The sequence below is a fragment of the Marinobacter flavimaris genome, from assembly GCF_045057155.1.
In the GTDB taxonomy this organism is placed as follows: domain Bacteria; phylum Pseudomonadota; class Gammaproteobacteria; order Pseudomonadales; family Oleiphilaceae; genus Marinobacter; species Marinobacter manganoxydans.
In genome coordinates this window covers 1,851,170-1,871,774 of record NZ_CP171359.1, presented here as the reverse complement: position 1 = coordinate 1,871,774, position 20,605 = coordinate 1,851,170, and the positions used below count along the sequence as shown (strand labels likewise).

Genomic DNA, 20,605 nt, shown 5'->3' with positions numbered 1-20,605 from the left:
CACTAGAGTTGCTTGGTTGACACACAAAGTGAGGACATTATGAGTACAGTTGAAGAGCGCGTGAAGAAGATCGTTTGTGAACAGTTGGGCGTTAAAGAGTCCGAAGTTCAGAACTCATCTTCTTTTGTAGAGGATCTTGGCGCTGACTCACTGGACACCGTTGAGCTGGTTATGGCACTTGAAGAGGAGTTTGAAACCGAGATTCCTGACGAGGAAGCCGAGAAGCTGACAAGTGTTCAGGACGCGATCGACTACATCGTCGCGCACACCTGATACTCTGCATTTAAGAAAGCCAGGCAAAAAGCCGTCCTTGTGAAATAGCGAGGGACGGCTTTTTTATTGGCCGAAAATCAGGTTCAATCGGCGTTCAGATTCATTCGGACAAGATCAGGTGCAACAGGTTATGACTAAACGGCGAGTTGTCATCACAGGTATGGGCATGCTGTCGCCAGTCGGCAATAGCGTGGAGTCGTCCTGGGAAGCGATTCAGGCCGGGCGCAGCGGGATCGGTATGATCGACCGCTTTGACGCGTCTGCCTATAACACCAGAATTGGTGGGGCCATTCGGGATCTGGACATGGAGTCCTACCTGTCCCCGAAGGATGCCAGAAAGCTTGATGCCTTTATCCATTATGGCCTGATTGCTGCGCAGCAGGCAGTTGACAGCAGTGGGCTGGAGTCGTTTGAGAAGCTTGATCGGGAGCGAGTAGGTATTGCAATCGGCTCCGGGATTGGCGGCCTTGAGTACATAGAGAAGAGCGTCCTGACCATGGACAAGTCGGGGCCCCGAAAGGTTTCCCCGTTTTTCGTGCCTGCTTCTGTCATCAACATGATCTCCGGCAATGCCGCGATCCGTTTCGGATACCGTGGCCCCAACATTGCGATCGTGACAGCCTGCACTACCGGCACCCACAACATTGGTTACGCGGCCCGCACGATTGCCTATGGCGACGCCGATGTCATGCTGGCAGGTGGCTCGGAAATGGCGACGACGCGTACCGGTATGGCTGCGTTTTCGGCTGCGCGGGCTCTGTCTACCCGTAACGATGAACCGGAAAAGGCCAGCCGCCCCTGGGATAAAGACCGGGACGGCTTTGTGCTCAGCGATGGCGCCGGTGTCGTTGTGCTTGAAGAGCTTGAACACGCAAAGGAGCGGGGCGCCACCATATACGGTGAAGTTGTCGGTTTTGGTATGAGCGACGACGCCCACCACATTACAGCGCCGCCCGAAGATGGCGAGGGCGCCGCCCGATCCATGGCGAACGCAGTTCGTGATGCTGGCCTTGATCTGGAAGAAATCGACTACATCAACGCCCATGGAACCTCCACCCAGGTTGGTGACGTGGCCGAAGTGGCTGCAGTTCGTCGGGTGTTCGGCGCGCATGCCGAAAAGCTGGCCATGAGCAGCACCAAGTCCATGACAGGTCACCTGCTTGGAGCTGCTGGTGCTGTGGAAGCGATCTTCTCGGTTCTGGCCATTCGGGATGGGGTCCTGCCGCCCACCATCAATCTGGACAATCCGGATGAGGGTTGCGATCTGGACCTTGTGGCACACACGAGCCGTAAGGCGGATGTGCGGGTAGCCCTATCCAACTCCTTCGGGTTCGGTGGTACCAACGGCACCCTGATTTTCCGTCGCTACGAAGGCTGACCCCCGCCGTGTTTCGTCTTTTCTGGGCTGACGACGGTGGCTTGCCCGCCAATGACCGCGGTTTGGCCTACGGCGACGGGCTGTTTGAAACGATCCGCATGGTTGAGCAGAAAGGAGTCCTGCTTTCGCGACACCTTGAGCGCATGGTTCGTGATGCCGGTCGGTTGGGCATCGAGGTTTCGCGAAGGGATCTGGCGAACGTTTGTGTCCAGGCGGCGCAGCGCTTTGCCGGTCGATTCAGGGGGGAAGGCTGGATTCTCAAACTGACCCTGACCAGGGGCAGCGGTGGGCGGGGTTACCGGCCTGCTCCCGGGATGGAGCCAAACCTGCTGGTGTCGGCTTCACCGTTGCCTCCGATGCCGGATATTGCCGGAGAGGCCGTTGACTTCTCGAAAGTCCCCCTGTCTGTTAATCCTGTCTTGGCAGGTATCAAGTCTCTGAACCGGATCGAGCAGGTATTGGCCGCCGCTGAACTGGGGCCATCCCTTTTCGAGGTCATCATGGCTGATCACGGCGGCAATCTGGTGGAGGGTACCCGCACCAATCTTCTGCTCCGGCAAAGCGATGGCTGGGTGACACCGCCGGCATCCAGCCTTGCGGTTGCCGGCGTTCTCAGGCAATGGGTGCTTGAACGGCTGAGGCAACAGGGGGAAAGGGTGTCGGAGCGTCCGGTTGCTGTAGACGATGTCCTCGGTCCGGATTGCCATGGGCTATTTCTTCTGAATAGCGTTCTTGGGTTTGTTCCGGTTCGCACTATTGCCGGTCATGATTTGCCTGTCGATGGTGGACTTGCGACAATCTTCAATCCTCTCGAAACACTGGAATAAATCGTTTGTTCAAGAAGTTATTGCTTGCGTGTGTTTGTGCTGCTGTCCTGATCTCAGCGGGAACCGGTCTGTGGGTGTGGCAAGGCTTGAAAGGCCTTGAAAAGCCAGTCGAGTTCGAAGAGCCGCTGCTTTTTCAGGTTCCCCAGGGTGCGTCTTTCACGGAAGTGGCGGGTCGCCTTGAAGATGAAGGATTGGTCTCGGACCGGCTGTGGCTCAGGCTATATGGTCGCCTTGACCCTGGGCAGACCCGGATCAAGGCTGGCGAGTATGAATTCCTTGATGGCATGAGTCCCGTCGACATGATTGGCATCATGGTCTCCGGCGATACCAAGCACTGGTATGTGCAATTTATCGAGGGATGGACTTTTCAGGATATGAGGGCAGCACTGGCAAACGCCGAGCGATTGCAAAAGCTCACAGGCGAGTGGTCCAGTGAAAAGATCATGGCGGCTGTCGGTGCGGAAGGGGAGCATCCTGAGGGGCGGTTTTTCCCGGATACCTACGCCTTTACCAGCACCGAGTCCGATCTGGATCTTCTGAGGCGTGCCTTCAGCCGTATGGAATCAGTGCTGGCTGAGGAGTGGGCAGCACGGGAAGATGGGTTGCCCTATGAAAACCCCTATGAAGCTCTGATCATGGCCTCTATTGTGGAGCGCGAAACTGGCGCCCCGGAAGAGCGCGACCAGGTTGCAGGGGTATTTGTTCGCCGCCTCCAGAAGGGAATGCGCCTGCAAACCGATCCCACGGTTATTTATGGTATGGGCGATAGTTATCAGGGCCGTATCGGCCGTAAGGATCTGCGCACCTACACGCCCTACAACACATACAGAATCAATGGACTGCCCCCAACGCCCATCGCCCTGCCTGGCCGTGAATCCATTCACGCGACCCTGCATCCGGATGATGGAGATGCGCTCTATTTCGTTGCCCGTGGCGATGGTACCCACAAATTTTCACGCACACTGGCGGAACACCAGAAGGCTGTGCGTGAGTTTCAGCTTAACCGACGTGAGGATTACCGCTCCTCGGTTAAGCAGGGTGGAGAATGAGCATGAGAGGGCAATTCATTACGTTTGAAGGTACAGAAGGCGTTGGCAAGTCCACTCAGTTGGCGAATGCCGCCAGTACCCTCGAGAACCTCGGTGTGGATGTGTTGGTAACCCGTGAGCCTGGCGGCACCCCCATGGCCGAGCACATTCGCGAGCTGCTGCTGGCAACCCGGGATGAGGTGGTTCACGAAACCACGGAACTGCTGTTGATGTTTGCAGCCCGCGCCCAGCACTTACATACGAGAATCCTGCCGGCACTCGACGCTGGTCAGTGGGTGCTGTGCGACCGGTTCACCGATGCCACATTTGCCTATCAGGGAGGTGGGCGCGGTGTGTCGCAGGAGCGGATTGCATTGCTGGAAAACCTGGTTCAGGGTAACGTCCGTCCTGATCACGTGATATTGTTCGATGCGCCAGTGGAAACCGGAATGGCCAGAGCAAGGCGTCGGGGTGAACTGGACCGGTTTGAGCAGGAAGATCTGGAGTTTTTTCAGCGAATCAGAAATACCTACCTCGACCGTGCCAATGAGGCCCCGGATAGATATCATATTATCAACGCGGCGCGCCCACTGAATCAGGTTTCCGAGGAGGTTGTCCAGCTGCTTACCGGTTTATTGAGCCCGACTGGTCATGGCTGAGGCCAGCTTGGTAGTTTTGGAGGTTTAGCCTTCATTCGTGCACTTTTTGTAAGGTTCTGCTTTAATTGATGTACATTCTCAATTAAAGACTGGCAGTCTTGATGGTCGACGCAAAACTTCTAAAACTCCCCAGCGCAGCGCATCAGCACCGCCACGAACATCATCAGATCGTGATCGGTGTCAGAGGGGAAGCCGAACTGAGTGTCGACGGGACAGGGGCTCGTCTGGATACCTGGAGAGCCTGTTTCGTGCCCACGGAAGCCCAGCACGATTTTTGTGGCAGTCACTCCAACCATGTTCTGGTCATTAATCTTGATCCACTGACTCCCGCGTTTAACACTCCGGCCCATGCGGATTACGAGCGGATGATGCGAGTCTTTGAGAAGCCGCGCACCCTGCAAATGGACAGTCGTTTGCAGGGCTTTGTCCAGTTCACCGCTACCGAATTTGATCGCGCGCCAGAGAACGCAACGCTCCAGCAGCACCTGGCTACCAGTATTCTCTACTGCATGGCCGACAGGATAGCCGGCGGGCAGACGCAATCTCCCGATCGGAACCCCGTAAGCCCGGAAGTCGTTCGATCGTACATCCTCAATAACCTGCACCGAAAAATCACCGTTGAGGAAATGGCGGGGAAGGCCTGTCTCAGTGTCAGCCGCTTTCACGAGGTATTCAGGGATGCCGCTGGTATAACGCCCCATCAATTCCTTCTTCAGACGCGTCTGGAGCAGGCCTCTGAACTTCTTGTCTCAACGTCACTCTCGGTATCTGAAATCAGTTACAGAACCGGCTTCTCATCTCAGAGCGCTTTGACCAACGCGTTACGAAAATACAAGGGAACCACGCCGTCCAGGCTACAGGCGGGTGCTTACGCTGCCTGATTCCGTGTTCTGAGCCCTACAACCGTAGGATTGTGCAAAAGAATCGTAGGATTTCGTAAGCCTGGCGTCCGTAGTAATACTAACTTATAGCGGTTGGGAGCCTGGCTTGAATGGCTGACTGCATTGGCGTCAAGAACCCGAGATGAGGATCACGCCGCGCAGGTGAGTCACTGAACAATCCCGTTCCGATAAGGAACAATTTTCGTGTGAACAAGAAGAACAGTGCAGCGCGTTGTCGGCAGGTCAGTTCTGTGCTTCGCGAGCGAACCTGATTCCGACTCATTAAACCGGAGGAGCCCTATGGCTATTGGTGTTTGGATAAGTCTCTTTGCATATTTTGCGCTCATGATTGCCATTGGCATATTCGCGATGCGCAGATCTACCTCATCATCTGAGGATTACATGCTAGGCGGACGGGCGCTCAGTCCGAAAGTGGCCGCCCTTTCGGCGGGTGCCTCGGATATGAGTGGTTGGCTGCTTCTGGGTCTTCCCGGAGCTTTGTATGTATCTGGCCTGGGTTCCGCGTGGATCGGTATTGGCCTCTTTGTCGGTGCGTTTTTCAACTGGACGCTGGTTGCACCGCGCCTTCGGGAACAGACGGTTCACTATGGGAATGCCATTACCATTCCGTCTTTCCTTGCTAACCGCTTCCCGACTCAGGCGTTATCGCTGAGAACGGTATCCGCTATCGTTATCGTCATCTTTTTTGCGGTTTACACTGCGTCCGGTCTGGTTGCTGGCGGCAAACTGTTTGAAAGTGCGTTTTCCGGTATTTTCAACTTTGGTGGCTTGAGTGATTACGCGGTGGGTATTGTCATTACGCTGGGCGTGGTGCTGGCCTACACCGTTGTGGGTGGTTTCCTGGCAGTAAGCATGACGGACTTCGTGCAGGGCTGCATCATGATGCTGGCACTGGTGATCATGCCCGCGGTTGTGCTATTCGGAGAAGGCGGTGGCGGTTTTGGCCAGGCTGCTGAAACTCTGAACTCGGTCGATCCCACGCTTCTGTCATGGACGGAAGGCCTGACCTTCATCGGTTGGTTGTCTGCGGTTACCTGGGGCCTGGGGTATTTCGGTCAGCCTCACATTATCGTGCGCTTTATGGCCATCCGTACCCTGAAGGATGTTCCGATTGCCCGTAATATTGGCATGGGCTGGATGGGTATCTCCCTGATTGGTGCGATCTCGCTGGGTGTTTTCGGCCGGGCGTATGCCGTTCGTAACGGTATGGATATTGCGGATCCGGAAACGATCTTCATCATTCTGTCCGATCTGCTGTTCCATCCGCTGATCACCGGTTTCCTGTATGCAGCTCTGCTTGCGGCAGTTATGAGCACCATCTCGAGTCAGTTGCTGGTGTCTTCATCTTCTTTGACTGAAGATTTCTATCGACTGTTCCTGCGCAAGGAAGCAACCGATAAGGAGTGCGTCAATATTGGCCGGGTGTGTGTGGTGCTGGTTGGCCTGGTTGCCGCGGTCATTGCATCCGATCCGAATTCACAGGTTCTGGCCCTTGTCAGTAATGCCTGGGCCGGCTTCGGTGCAGCTTTTGGTCCGCTGATTATCCTGTCGCTGATGTGGCCGCGCACGAATGGTGCCGGTGCCATTGCTGGCATGGTAGTGGGTGCAGCTACGGTTATGATCTGGATTTCTCTGGGTTGGAACGGTGAGTTTATGGGTGGTCCTGGTGTTTATGAGATCATTCCTGGCTTTATTGCTGCTTTCATCGCCATTGTTGCGGTGAGTATGGCTACCGAAGACGCAAACGAGTATCAGCACATTACACGCTAGGGCGCTAGCAGCTGGGCGCCGGAACTTCAGGTTTGGCGCTTATGCGAGTCGTGCTGATGTCAACAAACCCTCGCCTCAAGGGCGGGGGTTTGTTGTATCTGACGCCGGAGGCCTGTTGGTGGAAGCTGGAATGACTTAGACCATAGGCGATGGTTCATGATTTGAGCTGGTAGATCTCTGTCCGAGCCGCTACATTAATTAAGGTCAGATTCCAGCTTGAGAAAACAATAATCGCGAAAGGACAAAGGGTTATGAGAAACAATCGATATCTGAAATCAACACTGAGCCTGCTTGCGGCGGCTATGGTTTCTTTTTCCTCGGGGGTGCACGCCGAGGGTAATTATGTAATGGGCACTGCGACTACGGGTGGCACCTACTATCCGGTTGGCGTCGCTATTTCCACGTTGGTTAAGGTAAAACTGGAACCAACGACCAATATTTCCGTGTCCGCCATCAGTTCAGCCGGATCAGGCGAAAATCTGAAGTTGATGGACGAGGGGCAGATCCAGTTCGGTATTTTGCAGGGGCTATACGGCGCCTACGCCTGGAACGGCACAGGGCCAGTACCACAGGCCTATAAAAATCTGCGCTCGGTTTCCATGCTTTGGCAGAACGTTGAGCATTTTGTGGTCCGTAACAACGTGGTTGAGACCGGTACTATTTCGGATATGACCAACCTTTACGATGAGAGCTTCTCTATTGGAGCCCGGAATTCCGGTACTGAAGGTTCCGGTCGTTTTATCCTGGGCAAGGTCGGAATTGATCTGGAGCAGGTGGACATCGCCTATCTCGGCTATGGTCCCAGCGCTGACGCCATGCAGAATGGAAACATCGATGGTATGAACATTCCGGCCGGTGTCCCCGCATCTGCGGTTACCCGTGCCTACGCCAACCTCGGTGGCGAAATAACAACACTGGACTTTACCGAGGCGCAGCTGGCCGAGGTGAACAGTGATTTTGAGCTCTGGACGCCCTACCTGATCCCGGCTGGTACCTATCCGAACCAGGACAAGGACATCAATACTATCGCCCAGCCGAACATCATGGCGGCCCGAGCGGATGTCCCGGAAGAGGACGTGTATCAAATCACCAAGACAATTTATGCCAACCTGGCGTTTCTGAATAACATTCATCCGGCAACCAAGGCCATGGCGCTGGAGAAAGCGATTGCCGGTCTGCCGATGCCGCTGCATCCCGGGGCTGCGCGTTTTTACCGTGAGCAGGGAATTGAGATTCCAGAACGGCTGATTGCGGAGTAGTTGTGGCAGACCAATCAACAGGCGGGCCTCTCAGCGAGGTCCGTGATGAAAGTGCCAGCGAAGCTGGCGAACGCCTTGATCACCGGCTCTTCGGGCCGGTGATTTTTGGCCTCGCGATTCTCACCTCACTGATACACCTCTATTTCAACACGGTTTCTACGCTGTCAGAGCTCTGGACCTCAGCTTTGCACTTTGGTCTTTTCGGACTGATCTGTGCGTTGACCACCCCCATGTTCAAGGCTCGCTCAGTGGCTGGTAAGCGGGCTGTGCTTGGCATCGATGTTTTTCTTGGTCTGGCGGCGATGGCCTGTGCCGCTTACCTGATTCTGTTCGAGAACGCGCTCTATGAGCGAGGCGTTAATTTCAGTACCGGTGACTGGATCGTCTCGATTGCAGCGGTATTGCTGATCCTTGAATTTGGCCGCAGAACAGTGGGTTGGTTTATCCCGGTACTGTGCATTCTGGCGTTATCCTATGTCGCCTGGTGGGGCCAGTATGTTGACGGCATTTTTAATTTCCCGGGGCTCACCTGGGAGACTGTGCTGTTTCGCTCCTACATTGGCGGGCAGGGTATGCTTGGGTCGATTGCCCGGATCTCCTGGACCTATGTCTTCATGTTTATTCTGTTTGGGGCCTTCCTGGTAAAGTCCGGTGCCGGAGACTTTATCATTGAGCTTGCTCGCTGCGCTGCGGGGCGCTTCGTTGGCGGCCCGGGATTCGTTGCCGTATTTTCTTCAGGACTGATGGGTTCGGTGTCTGGCTCAAGTGTCGCTAATACTGTATCTACCGGTGTGATCACGATTCCGCTGATGCGTAAGGCCGGTTTCCCTGCCCGTTTTGCTGCAGGGGTTGAGGCAGCGGCCTCGACGGGTGGTCAGCTGATGCCACCGGTGATGGGCGCGGGGGCCTTTATTATGGCCTCTTATACGCAGGTGTCCTATCTCACGATCATTTCTGTCGCCGCATTGCCGGCGCTGCTCTACTTCCTTTCGGTGGCCATGTTTGTCCGTATTGAAGCCAAACGCAGCCACGCCACCCGGCTGGAGGATGCTGAAGCGCCTACGTTGAAAGAGGTGCTGAAAGATGGCTGGCATTTTCTGATGCCCTTGGTGGTGTTGGTTGCAGCGCTGGTTTATGGATTCACGCCTACCTACGCGGCCGGAATAGCCATCCTCTCCGTGATCGTCGCCTCGTGGCTGTCGAAGCATCCCATGGGGCCTCGGGACATTCTGGACGCCCTGGTGATGGGTGCCCGCAATATCACCACAACAGCGATTCTGCTGATCACTGTGGGGCTGATAGTGATGGTGGTGTCCACTACCGGGATCGGCAATACTTTTTCAATCATGATTACTGACTGGGCCGGTGGCAGCCTGTTGATCACCATCCTGCTGGTCGCCCTGGCGTCGCTCATCCTTGGTATGGGCCTGCCGGTAACGGCAGCTTATATCGTGCTCGCCACACTCTCCGCGCCGGCTATCTACAACCTGATTGCACAGAGTCAGCTGCTGGACCTGCTTGTGAGTGGCAACCTCCCGGAGCAGGCCAAGTCCATCTTCATGCTGGTAGCACCCGATAAAATGGAGTTGCTGAATGCGCCCATGGACACGGCTACGGCGCAGCAACTGCTGGCCTCCGTTCCGGACACCTTCAGCAGTCAGCTGCTTGAGCAGGCACTGTCACCGGCAACCCTGTCGATAACCCTGGTGGCGGCGCATATGGTGATCTTCTGGTTATCCCAGGACTCCAACGTGACACCGCCGGTCTGTCTCACGGCCTTCGCCGCGGCGGCGATTGCCGGCACACCACAGATGCGGACCGGCTTTACCGCCTGGAAGTTGGCCAAGGGCCTTTACATAGTGCCGCTACTGTTCGCCTACTCACCGTTGATTACCGGGAACTTCACCGAAATGATTCAGGTGTTCTGCTTCGCGTTATTCGGCGTTTACGCCATCGTAGCGGGGCTTGAAGGATACCTTGAGCATCCGCTGAATCCAGTGGTGCGTCTGCTGATGTTCCCCATCGGTTTGTTGATGCTCTGGCCCCATGGCCAGGTGCTGCTGGATGGCGCTGGCCTGGTGATCTTTGTCTTTGCGTTCGTGTGGAGTAGCCGCCAGGGCCGCCGGATGGCCACGCCAGCAGCTGCATGACAGGACCCTGACGATGACACTGTTTGAGATCCTGGCTCTGTTAGCGCTGGGTGGCATTGCCGGCTTCATTAACGTGTTGTCCGCGGGAGGGTCCATGCTGACCCTCCCGTTGCTTATGTTCCTGGGGTTGCCGCCGCAGGTGGCCAACGGTACCAATCGGGTGGCCATTACGTTGCAGAGCATCACTGCGGTGGGCAGTTTCTACCGCATGGGGCATGGCAACCTGATGGTCAGTCTGCACCTTGCTGTGCCGGCAATTCTCGGTTCGCTCCTGGGCGCCTGGGTTGCGACCTGGGTGTCAGACGCGGTGTTCGAGGTCGTCCTGGTGTCGGCCATGATCGGTGCCTCGGTATTCATGCTGTTACCTCAGCCCTCACTGAATACCCGCCCCCTGACCACAGACCGGCTGAGTCCGGGCATCTACCTGGCGATGTTTGTGGTTGGCATGTACGGCGGGTTTATACAGGTCGGCGTTGGTGTGCTGTTCATCGTGGTGCTTTACCACATGCTGAAAATCGACCTGAGGCAGGTGAACGTGCTCAAGGTTTCCATCGTGCTGCCCTTTACCTTTGCCGCGCTGGTGGTATTCGCTATCAACGATCAGGTGCGCTGGAGTGTCGGGCTGACCCTGGCTCTTGGCAATGTCACCGGTGCCTTTATAGCAACCCGGGTAAACATGAGCAAGCAGGGCGCGCGCTGGGTCAAGGGAATAACCCTGATAATGGTGGCGGCTATTCTGGTTCGACTGATCCTGTACTGATCATGATTTGAGGAGGTATAGAAAAAATGAAAGCAATGGTCATTGAAGAGTTTGGCGGGCCGGATGTGTTCGTTGAGCGGGAAGTGGACACACCAGAGCCTGATGAAGGTCAGGTTCGCATCAGGGTGGTGGCTTCCAGTGTGAACCCGCTCGAAACCAAAATTCGTTCAGGGCTGGTGAAAACCGGCCCGGCAATGCCCGCGATCCTGAATGGTGACGTCTCGGGAGTGGTGGATAAGGTTGGCCCCGGTGTGGCCGGCTTTGCCGAAGGCGATGAAGTGTTTGGATGCGCCGGTGGCGTCGGGGGCTGGCAGGGCGCGCTGGCAGATTTCATGATCGCCGATGTTCGATTGCTGGGTAAGCGTACTCCGGCCATGGAATTGCCTCTGGCTGATTGTGCGGCATTGCCGCTGGTGTTCCTGACTGCCTGGAGCGCCCTGGTCGATCGGGCGGGGATTCAGCCCGGTGAGCATGTGCTGATTCATGCCGGCACCGGTGGCGTCGGCCACGTTGCCATCCAGATTGCCAAATACCTGGGTGCCCGGGTCGCCACCACCGTCTCAAACGAAGCGAAAGCGGAGCAGGCGCGGGCACTGGGTGCCGACGACATTATCTTTTACCGGGATGAGTCGGTAGAGGACTACAAGCAGCGCCTGACAAACGGCAAGGGCTTCAGCCTGGTGTTCGATACCGTCGGTGGTGGAAACGTGGACAAGTCCATTGAGGCCGCGGCAGTGAATGGTCGCCTGTGCTCAATCAATACCCGGTCAACCCATGATCTCAGTCAGATGCACGCCAAGAGTCTGACCCTGCACGTGATCTTCCGTTCGATTTCGCTATTACACGGGATCGGCATGGACGATCAGCCACGATTGGTGAAGGCATTGTGTGACATGCTGGAGCAGGGCAAGGTCAAACCGTTGCTGGATACTCAACGCTACAAGTTCACCCAGATCAGTGACGCGCATCGTCGTATTGAGTCGGGTGAGGCTGTCGGCAAAATCCTGCTTGAGCGATAAGCTTTTCGGGGCATAAAAAAACGCCAGCCCGAGGGCTGGCGTTTTTCGTGGAGATTACCGTAAAGGCTTGATGCTCAGGCGACATTCGCCTCAGCAGCCTTCTTGGTGTAGTTCTCCATCTGGTCGAAGTTGAGATACTTGTAGATCTCTTTCGACATGCTGTTCAGGTCCTTCGCGTACTCCATGTACTCCGCAGGGGAGGGGAGTTTGCCCAGAACCGCACCCACAGCCGCCAGTTCCGCAGACGTCAGGTACACGTTGGCACCATCGCCGAGGCGGTTCGGGAAGTTACGGGTGGAAGTGGACAGTACCGTCGACTTCGGAGCTACGCGTGCCTGGTTACCCATGCACAGGGAGCAGCCCGGCATCTCGGTGCGAACACCGGCGGTGCCGTAGGTGTTGAAGTAACCTTCTTCCATCAGCTGCGCCTGATCCATCTTGGTCGGCGGCGACATCCACAGACGCGTGCTCAGCGGGCCTTTGTGCTGCTCAAGCAGTTTGCCGGCGGCGCGGAAGTGACCGATGTTGGTCATGCAGGAGCCAATGAATACTTCGTCAACCTTGTCGCCAGCCACTTCGGACAGGAACTTGGCATCGTCCGGATCATTCGGGCAGCATACGATCGGCTCTTTGATGTCAGCCAGATCGATTTCGATGACGTGTGCATACTCGGCATCTTTGTCGGCACGCATGAGCTTCGGATCAGCCAGCCACTCTTCCATCTGCTGGGCACGACGCTCCAGGGTACGCGGATCGCCGTAACCCTCGGCAATCATCCAGCGCAACATGGTGATGTTGGAACGCAGGTACTCGGCCACGGAGTCTTCAGACAGGTTGATGGTACAACCCGCGGCGGAACGCTCGGCGGAAGCGTCAGACAACTCGAACGCCTGCTCAACGGTCAGGTGCTCAAGGCCTTCAATTTCCAGGATGCGGCCGGAGAATTCGTTGATCTTGCCTTTCTTCTCAACGGTCAGCATGCCTTGCTTGATGCCGTACAGCGGGATGGCGTGTACCAGATCGCGCAGGGTGATGCCGGGCTGCATTTCGCCCTTGAAGCGAACCAGAACGGATTCCGGCATGTCCAGAGGCATAACGCCGGTCGCCGCGGCAAACGCTACCAGACCGGAACCGGCCGGGAAGGAGATGCCCATCGGGAAACGGGTGTGGGAGTCACCACCGGTGCCCACGGTGTCCGGCAGCAGCATGCGGTTCAGCCAGGAGTGGATGATGCCGTCGCCCGGGCGCAGTGAAACACCGCCGCGGGTACGGATAAAGTCCGGCATGGTGTGCTGCATTTCCACGTCAACCGGCTTCGGGTAGGCAGCGGTGTGGCAGAAAGACTGCATAACCAGGTCAGCCTGGAAGCCAAGACACGCCAAGTCTTTGAGTTCGTCCCGGGTCATCGGACCGGTGGTGTCCTGGGAGCCTACGGTGGTCATGTGCGGCTCGCAGTAGGTGTTCGGACGAACGCCTTTGCCTTCTTCCAGGCCACAGGCCTTGCCAACCATCTTCTGGGCCAGGGTGAAGCCTTTGGTGCCGGCTTCGGGATCTTTTGGCAAGCGGAACAGGTCGGTCGCGCCCATGCCCAGTGCTGTGCGGGCCTTGGCAGTCAGGCCACGGCCGATGATCAGCGGGATACGGCCGCCGGCCTGAACTTCGTCCAGGATCACATCAGACTTGAACTTGAACTCGGAGATAGTCTCGCCGGCCTCGTTCAGGATCTTGCCGTCATACGGGCGGATCTCGATAACATCGCCCATGTTCATGTCGTCGACGGGGGCTTCGAACACCAGGGCACCGGCATCTTCCATGGTGTTGAAGAAGATGGGAGCGACCTTGTTACCGATGCAGACACCGCCGGCACGCTTGTTCGGCACGCCCGGAATGTCGTCACCGAAGAACCACAGAACGGAGTTGGTGGCCGACTTACGGGAGGAACCGGTACCGACAACATCACCTACGAAGGCTACAGGCAGGCCTTTGGACTTGATCTCGTCGATCTGGCTCATGGGACCGGTAACGCCGGGCTCTTCCGGCTTCAGGCCGTCGCGTTCCATTTTGTAGGCAGCGCGGGCATGCAGCGGGATGTCCGGACGGGACCAGGCATCCGGAGCCGGAGACAGGTCGTCGGTGTTGGTTTCGCCAGTGACCTTGAACACCACCATCTTGGTGCTCTCTGGTACCTTCTTCTTATTGGTGAACCACTCGCCGTTGGCCCAGGATTCGATAACTGCCTTGGCAACCGGATTGCCAGCGTCCATCTTTTCCTTCACGTCGTTGAAGGCGTCGAACATCAGCAGGGTGCGCTTCAGCTGCTCACCGGCCAGCTCAGCCAGCTCGGAGTCGTCCAGAAGATCAACCAGGGTCGCAATGTTATAGCCACCCTGCATCATGCCCAGCAGCTTGACTGCTGTCGGCTTGTCCAGCAGCGGAGAGGAGGCTTCGCCTTTTACGATAGCAGTCAGGAACGCGGCCTTTACGTAGGCGGCTTCGTCGACACCCGGCGGTACGCGGTTTTCCAGGAGATACACCAGGGTGTCTTCCTCGCCGGCCGGCGGGTTTTTCAGCAGATCGACCAGAGCAGCAGTCTGCTCGGCGTTCAGGGGCTTGGGAGGAATACCCAGGGCTTCACGTTCGGCAACGTGTTCACGATAGGCTTCTAACACGATATGGACCCTCATCAGTTGGAATGTCCCGCGCCGTTGGCTTCATGCCTTGGCGGGAGGTTTTGGCGGAAAGGCCGCAGGAGCCTCTGAATAATGCCTCAAATCACCGATGGGGTTTCAGGGTTTATTCAGAGACTCCTTTATCTGGCGCTGCATTCTATAGGAAACCCCTTATAAAGTTAAGTTGGACAGAGGTCGGAGGAATCTGTTAAGTGCGCTATACTCGCCGCCCGCAAATCAACAACTGTATTCAACCATGAACGACGCCCTGCAAGAGATTCACAACTTCCTGCCGTGCCGGACCCCTCAGCAATGGATCGACAATGCCCTGGCGAACCAGGACCTGATGCTGATCGATCACGCCCATTGCGAAAAGAAGGCCGCCTCCACCGCGCTCAGCCTGATGTACCGGTACGTTGACAACACCGACCTGCTGAACAAGATGTCCCGGCTGGCCCGTGAGGAGCTCCGGCATTTCGAGCAGGTGCTCGCGATTATGAAAAAGCGCGGCGTGGACTATTGCCATCTTACCCCGGCCCGATACGCGGCAGGATTAAGACAGGAAGTCCGGTCAGAAGATCCTGGCCGCCTGGTGGATGTGTTGATTGTGGGCGCCATTATCGAGGCGCGCTCCTGTGAACGGTTTGCCGCGCTCGCTCCGTTCCTGGATGAGAAGCTGGCGGATTTCTACACCAGTTTGCTGAAGTCCGAAGCCCGGCATTACCAGGACTACTTGACTCTGGCCGAGCAGGCCGCTGGTGAACCGATCGCGGCCCGTGCGGAGGATTTTCTGGCCCTGGAGCGGGCGTTGATTGAAGATCCGGATCAGGAGTTTCGCTTTCACAGCGGGCCCATCTCAGCGTAACTGCCGACAAAGCTCTATCCAGGCATCAATTCCGGCGCTACGGTATTTCTGCTTGTGCAGGATGAAATAGAACTGCCGATCAAACTGACGGTGTTCCGGTACCGTCAGTGGCACCAGACTTCCGCGCTTGAACGCGTCGGCCAGCACCACTTCCGAAAGGCAGCCAATGCCCAGGTCGGCTTCCACTGCCCGTTTTATGGCCTCGGTGTGTTCCAGCTCCAGCAGCACATTCAGATCCGGCAACAGGCCGTGCATGCCCCGCTCAAAACTCTGGCGGGTTCCTGACCCCTGCTCACGCATGATCCAGGTGGCGGTGCGCAGGTCTTCATCCGTCAGTGATGTTTTTTGGGCCAGTGGATGGGTGGGTGAACAGAACACCACCAACTCATCTCCCCGCCAGGGCAATACATCCAGTTCTGAAGACTGCAATTCCCCCTCGATCAAACCAATATCCAGCTCGAAGTCCCTCACTCGTCTTGCGATGGTGCTGGTATTGGCGACTTCGAGGGAGACTCTGGGATGGGTAGGGGTATTCATGTATTGGGCCATGACCCCCACGGCCAAATAGTTCCCGATAGTCAGGGTGGCCCCGACTTTCAGGGCGCCCACCTCCGTGTGTTTGCTGAAGGCCTGTTCCAGCTCATTGGCCTGGGCAAGGACGGCCTCCACCTTGGGGCGGTAAAGCCGCCCCAGCTCGTTTAACTGGAGCCGTTTGCCAACGCGGTCGAACAGCTGGATGTCGAACTGGTTTTCCAGTTCTTTCAGCGCACTGCTGGCTGCCGATTGCGACATGGCCAGCGATTCGGCAGCACGGGTAATGTTCTGGAAATGGGCGGCTGCCAGGAAAACTTCCAGCTGTCGAAAACTGTACTTCATAACTTTTCGCTCTTAATCGGCTCACTCGAATAAGGTTATGAGAATATCCCATTTTCCCGATAGGTTAGTGTCGGGTTAGACTTAGCGCAATCCAAAATTGAATCATTCGCCGTAAGAAAGCGTAACGAACAGGCAAGAGGTTTACATGAGCAACCTGATTAAAGAGAAAGTTACCAGCGTCCATCACTGGAACGATACCCTGTTCAGCTTTACCACAAGCCGTGATCCGGGCTTCCGTTTCAAGAACGGGCACTTTGTCATGATCGGCCTGGAGACCGAGGGTAAGCCTTTGATGCGCGCTTACAGTATCGCCAGTGCCAATTACGAGGAAGAGCTTGAGTTCTTCTCGATCAAGGTCCAGGACGGCCCACTGACCTCCCGCCTTCAGAAAATCCAGGTAGGTGACGAAATTCTGGTGAGCCGCAAGCCGACAGGGACGCTGATTCTGGACAACCTTCTGCCCGGAAAGAATCTGTGGCTGATCAGCACCGGCACCGGTTTGGCGCCCTTCATGAGCATCATCAAGGATCCGGAAGTTTACGAAGCGTTCGACAAGGTTATTCTGACCCATGGCGTGCGTTACGTCTCCGAGCTGGCTTATCAGAAGGAGATCGAAGAGCTGCCGGAGAACGAATACTTCGGCGAAATGGTCCAGGGCAAGCTGGTTTACTATCCGACTGTGACGCGGGAAGACTTCCGCAACCAGGGGAGGCTGACCGATGCCATGGAGACCGGCAAAATCACCCGTGATCTGGACCTGCCGGATTTTGACCCGGAGAATGACCGGTTCATGATCTGCGGCAGCCCAAGCATGCTGAAGGACACCTGCGCCATCCTGAACAACATGGGCTTCAAGGAAGCCCGGGGCGGCGATATGGGTCATTACGTGATTGAGCGGGCGTTCGTGGAGCAGTGAGCTCGCGGGCTGAATCCGCCTCGAAAAAAGCCGGAGCGTGATGCTCCGGCTTTTTTGTGTTTGTATCTGACAGAATGGGTCGTATAAACGGCAAAGGGCTTTGGAGGCGGAGCAATGGCAGGACGGCAGTTAACGAAGAGAAACGTCATCAGCTTTTTGGTGGCACTGGCGGTCGGGGTAATTCTTGGCACCGTAGTTCAGACCCAGCTAAATCTGTGGGCCCTTCAGGCTATGGGTGTAGCGGTTGGGCTTGAAGCTCGCATTTCTGCCACCGGGCATGATCTGGTCTCTTTTGCGCCGCTCTACCTGCTCCTCTTTGGACTCAGTTTCCTTATTTCCCAGGGCGCTGCGGCCGTCGTTTCCCGTTTCGTGGGGCGCGGACTTCGGGTGCCACTGTTCGCCCTGGCCGGGGCATCCGGGCTGTGGGTTGCACTAGTGTTGGTTAATGCCCTGGCTCCCATGCCAACCCTGATTGCGGCGACCCGAACCGGGGGAGGTCTGCTTGCCATGCTGTTAACCGCCGCATTTGCCGGAGCCCTGTTCGCCAGACTTACTGCCAGGCCTGCCACCGGGGTCAGTAGCCACGCCTCAGGAACCCTGCTGGCCATTTGCCTGGCGGTTGGCCTCGGGGCGCTGCCAGGTCCGACACAGGCCCAGTCCTTGAGCGACTACACCGTCGAGACGTTGACTTCCGGGCTGGAGCATCCCTGGTCCCTGGCGTTTCTTCCCGGTGGTGGCGCCCTTGTGACGGAGCGGGCAGGGCGGTTGCGGATGATTTCAGAGGAGTGGGAGCTCGGCCAGGCGCCGATTACCGGAGTTCCGCCGGTTTTCAATGATGCTCAGGCAGGTCTGTTCGGTGTGCTGTTGTCGCCGGACTTTGAGAATAACCAACTGGTCTTTCTCGCCTACGCTTGCGGGACGGCCTCTGCGAATCACCTGTGCGTGGCCCGTGGTCAGTTGCAGGCGGAGGCCTTGACGGAGGTTGTCGAGATATTCCGTGCCAAGCCGGCCAAGGAAGGCAGCGCCCACTACGGTGGCCGAATGGCCTGGCTTCCGGATGGTACGCTGATCGTGACGCTGGGAGACGGATTTGACTATCGGGAGCAGGCGCAGAACCTGTCCAGTCATCTGGGCAAGATCGTGAGGCTGAACCCGGATGGCAGTGTTCCCGCCGACAACCCCTTCGTTGGCAGGGAAGGCGCTCTGCCGGAAATATACAGTTACGGGCACCGGAACGTTCAGGGGCTGGTGTTTGATTCCGTCGAAAACGTCTTGATTGCTCATGAACATGGCCCCCGCGGCGGTGATGAGATAAATATTATCGAGCCGGGACACAACTATGGCTGGCCCGTGATCACGCACGGCATCGATTACACCGGCGCCATGATCACGCCCTTTGTTGAGCGGGAAGGTATGGAGCAACCGTTGTTGCACTGGACCCCTTCAATTGCCCCTTCAGGCATGACCCGCTATCGGGGTGAGCTGTTTCCGGACTGGCAGGGAAACCTCCTGGTCGGCGCCCTTGCTGATAAAAGCGTTCACCGCGTCACGCTGGAAGCTGGCCATGCAAGCGACGTAGAGAGTCTGTTCGAAGCAATGGGCGAACGGATCCGGGACGTGGCTACCGGGCCTGATGGGGCGGTGTATCTGCTCACTGACAGTGCGGATGGACGGATTCTGCGTATCCTGCCTTAGTCTCGGCTCTGGGGTCTTTAGGCCCGGCCGGTGTATAGTAGGCGGTTTTCAGAAAGAGGGAAGCCGCTATGTTTTATCTGGAACTGGAACCACGTTTCAGCGATACCGATGCCCTCGGGCATATCAGCAATACCACTCTACCGGTCTGGTTCGAGCAGGCCAGGACGCCGGTTTTCCGTATTTTTCACCCGACCCTTGAAGCCGAGACCTGGCCGCTGATCATTGCACGACTTGAGATTGATCTGATGGCACAGAGCTACTGGCATATTCCGGTCAAGATCAAAACAGGCATCGGTAAGATCGGCAATTCCTCGTTTCATGTGATTCAGGAAGCCTGGCAGGGCGACAAGCAGATTGCCCGGGGTGTTGCAGTGTTAATTCACTTTGATTACGAAATCGAGAAGGCACTGCCGATTCCGGATGACATAAAAGCCAGGCTGGCAGAACATGCGGTAGCGTGATCGCGCACAATTCTGACTTTCCCGGAGGCGCTGGTGTTTGGTAAATACCTTGTATTGATCTCTCTGATGAGTGTTTTGGTGGTAACTGGTTGTGATTCCACTAATGTGGATAACGCGCCCGAATCCGATGGCCAACAACTTACTTCACCGACTGGCCCGGATGTCGATGTCTCGCTGGCACTGACCTCCGCTCAGCTGGACTGGGTAGGCCAACAGATTTTCCGGAACGAGTGCGCAGGGCGTTTTCAGTGTCTGGTCCACTGGAACGACGGCGAGGCGTTTCCGTCATTGGGTATCGGTCACTTCATCTGGTATCCGGAGGGCGTTGAAGGGCGATTCGTGGAAAGTTTTCCGGCCCTTATGGAATACATGGAACAGCGTCAGGTCAATATTCCCGAATGGTTGAGAGCGCTCGAGCCTTTTGACGCTCCCTGGCGCGAAAAAGCAGACTTTCTGGCTGTAGACGATTCACCACGAGTAGCAGAGCTGCGAGAGTTTCTGGCGGGTACCCAGGGGATCCAGGCTGAATTCATATTCCGTCGCGCCAGGAAATCGCTTGGAAAGATTATTGAGGCAGCCCCGGATGATCAAAAGCCAGAGATCGCTGCCAGGCTGGAGTCCTTGAGCCAGACGCCCGGTGGCGTTTACGCCATCATCGACTATGTGAATTTCAAGGGCGAGGGGCTTTCGCCTACGGAGCGCTATGAGGGCCAGGGCTGGGGGCTGCTGCAGGTGCTTTTGGAAATGTCTGAATCACCAGATCAGAGCGCCCTTGTTAAATTCAGGGAAGCAGCTGACACCGTTCTGACGCGACGGGCAGCAAACGCGGAGAATCCCATCGAGCGGGAGCGCTGGCTGCCGGGGTGGCGGAAGCGCCTCGAGACCTACGCAGAGCCCCCAGTCTTCAAAATTTCGAAATAATTTTGCATAAAAACTAGTTCATTTCCCGAACCTTGTTCTACTTTTAATAGGCGCGGCCCTTGGTCTGCCTTTTTTTGGCGCATGGGGTTGGAGCGAAAGCGCCGAACTGGTGCATGAAATGGTATTACTTCGTTCCAGATTCGCCTGAAACGCACCGGTGATTGATAAAAATAATAT

The 20,605-nt window shown here is 56.5% G+C and carries 18 protein-coding genes; 16 read left to right on the top strand and 2 right to left on the bottom strand.

Annotated features, from left to right (window positions below; genetic code table 11):
• Window positions 1-39 precede the first annotated feature (39 nt).
• The 11 genes from acpP (at window position 40) to ACGK9W_RS08605 (ending at window position 12,025) form a co-directional block, all read left to right on the top strand.
• Window positions 40-273: an acyl carrier protein gene (gene acpP, locus ACGK9W_RS08655; protein ID WP_008174976.1), complete on the top strand. Its 234-nt coding sequence runs from the start codon at window positions 40-42 to the stop codon at window positions 271-273.
• A gap of 130 nt (window positions 274-403) precedes the next feature.
• A complete protein-coding gene (fabF, locus tag ACGK9W_RS08650) occupies window positions 404-1,651 on the top strand; it encodes a beta-ketoacyl-ACP synthase II (protein ID WP_008174978.1) in 1,248 nt (415 codons plus the stop codon).
• 8 nt (window positions 1,652-1,659) lie between these two features.
• Window positions 1,660-2,478, top strand: a complete 819-nt coding sequence (locus tag ACGK9W_RS08645) for an aminotransferase class IV (protein ID WP_008174980.1) — start codon at window positions 1,660-1,662, stop codon at window positions 2,476-2,478.
• Window positions 2,479-2,483: 5 nt separating this feature from the next.
• Window positions 2,484-3,527 carry an endolytic transglycosylase MltG gene (gene mltG, locus ACGK9W_RS08640; RefSeq protein ID WP_008174981.1) on the top strand — a complete coding sequence of 348 codons (1,044 nt, stop codon included), beginning with the start codon at window positions 2,484-2,486 and terminating at the stop codon, window positions 3,525-3,527.
• Window positions 3,524-4,165 (top strand): dTMP kinase, encoded by a 642-nt coding sequence (gene tmk, locus ACGK9W_RS08635; protein WP_039882076.1) that lies wholly within the window; start codon window positions 3,524-3,526, stop codon window positions 4,163-4,165. Before mltG ends, tmk begins: the two co-directional genes overlap by 4 nt.
• A 101-nt stretch (window positions 4,166-4,266) precedes the next feature.
• A complete protein-coding gene (locus tag ACGK9W_RS08630; protein WP_008174983.1) occupies window positions 4,267-5,046 on the top strand; it encodes an AraC family transcriptional regulator in 780 nt (259 codons plus the stop codon).
• A gap of 300 nt (window positions 5,047-5,346) precedes the next feature.
• Window positions 5,347-6,837: a sodium/proline symporter PutP gene (gene putP, locus ACGK9W_RS08625; RefSeq protein WP_008174984.1), complete on the top strand. Its 1,491-nt coding sequence runs from the start codon at window positions 5,347-5,349 to the stop codon at window positions 6,835-6,837.
• Between the two features lie 251 nt (window positions 6,838-7,088).
• Complete coding sequence (locus ACGK9W_RS08620; RefSeq protein WP_008174985.1) at window positions 7,089-8,096, top strand: TAXI family TRAP transporter solute-binding subunit; 1,008 nt, start codon at window positions 7,089-7,091, stop codon at window positions 8,094-8,096.
• Between the two features lie 2 nt (window positions 8,097-8,098).
• Window positions 8,099-10,246 carry a TRAP transporter permease gene (locus ACGK9W_RS08615; RefSeq protein WP_008174987.1) on the top strand — a complete coding sequence of 716 codons (2,148 nt, stop codon included), beginning with the start codon at window positions 8,099-8,101 and terminating at the stop codon, window positions 10,244-10,246.
• Window positions 10,247-10,259: 13 nt separating this feature from the next.
• Window positions 10,260-11,006: a sulfite exporter TauE/SafE family protein gene (locus ACGK9W_RS08610; protein WP_008174989.1), complete on the top strand. Its 747-nt coding sequence runs from the start codon at window positions 10,260-10,262 to the stop codon at window positions 11,004-11,006.
• Window positions 11,007-11,032: 26 nt separating this feature from the next.
• The gene (locus ACGK9W_RS08605; RefSeq protein ID WP_008174991.1) at window positions 11,033-12,025 is read left to right on the top strand and encodes a zinc-dependent alcohol dehydrogenase family protein; all 993 of its coding nucleotides are present in this window, start codon (window positions 11,033-11,035) and stop codon (window positions 12,023-12,025) included.
• A 74-nt stretch (window positions 12,026-12,099) separates the two neighbouring features.
• Here the strand turns inward: ACGK9W_RS08605 and ACGK9W_RS08600 are convergent, their stop codons facing one another.
• A complete protein-coding gene (locus ACGK9W_RS08600) occupies window positions 12,100-14,694 on the bottom strand; it encodes a bifunctional aconitate hydratase 2/2-methylisocitrate dehydratase (protein WP_008174993.1) in 2,595 nt (864 codons plus the stop codon).
• A 256-nt stretch (window positions 14,695-14,950) separates the two neighbouring features.
• On the opposite strand from ACGK9W_RS08600, the gene ACGK9W_RS08595 reads away from it, so the two are divergent.
• Window positions 14,951-15,559 carry a tRNA-(ms[2]io[6]A)-hydroxylase gene (locus tag ACGK9W_RS08595; protein ID WP_008174995.1) on the top strand — a complete coding sequence of 203 codons (609 nt, stop codon included), beginning with the start codon at window positions 14,951-14,953 and terminating at the stop codon, window positions 15,557-15,559.
• On the opposite strand, the gene ACGK9W_RS08590 is transcribed toward ACGK9W_RS08595, so the two are convergent.
• A complete protein-coding gene (locus ACGK9W_RS08590) occupies window positions 15,551-16,435 on the bottom strand; it encodes a LysR family transcriptional regulator (protein ID WP_008174997.1) in 885 nt (294 codons plus the stop codon). The genes ACGK9W_RS08595 and ACGK9W_RS08590 overlap by 9 nt on opposite strands.
• Before the next feature lie 145 nt (window positions 16,436-16,580).
• Between ACGK9W_RS08590 and ACGK9W_RS08585 the strand changes: the two genes are divergently transcribed.
• From ACGK9W_RS08585 to ACGK9W_RS08570, 4 genes are all read left to right on the top strand, one after another.
• Window positions 16,581-17,351: a ferredoxin--NADP reductase gene (locus ACGK9W_RS08585; RefSeq protein WP_008174999.1), complete on the top strand. Its 771-nt coding sequence runs from the start codon at window positions 16,581-16,583 to the stop codon at window positions 17,349-17,351.
• 114 nt (window positions 17,352-17,465) lie between these two features.
• Window positions 17,466-19,046, top strand: a complete 1,581-nt coding sequence (locus ACGK9W_RS08580; protein ID WP_008175002.1) for a PQQ-dependent sugar dehydrogenase — start codon at window positions 17,466-17,468, stop codon at window positions 19,044-19,046.
• A 68-nt stretch (window positions 19,047-19,114) separates the two neighbouring features.
• Window positions 19,115-19,507, top strand: coding sequence for a thioesterase family protein (locus ACGK9W_RS08575; protein WP_008175004.1), 393 nt, complete (start codon window positions 19,115-19,117; stop codon window positions 19,505-19,507).
• 33 nt (window positions 19,508-19,540) lie between these two features.
• Window positions 19,541-20,428, top strand: a complete 888-nt coding sequence (locus ACGK9W_RS08570; protein WP_008175005.1) for a hypothetical protein — start codon at window positions 19,541-19,543, stop codon at window positions 20,426-20,428.
• Window positions 20,429-20,605 lie beyond the last annotated feature (177 nt).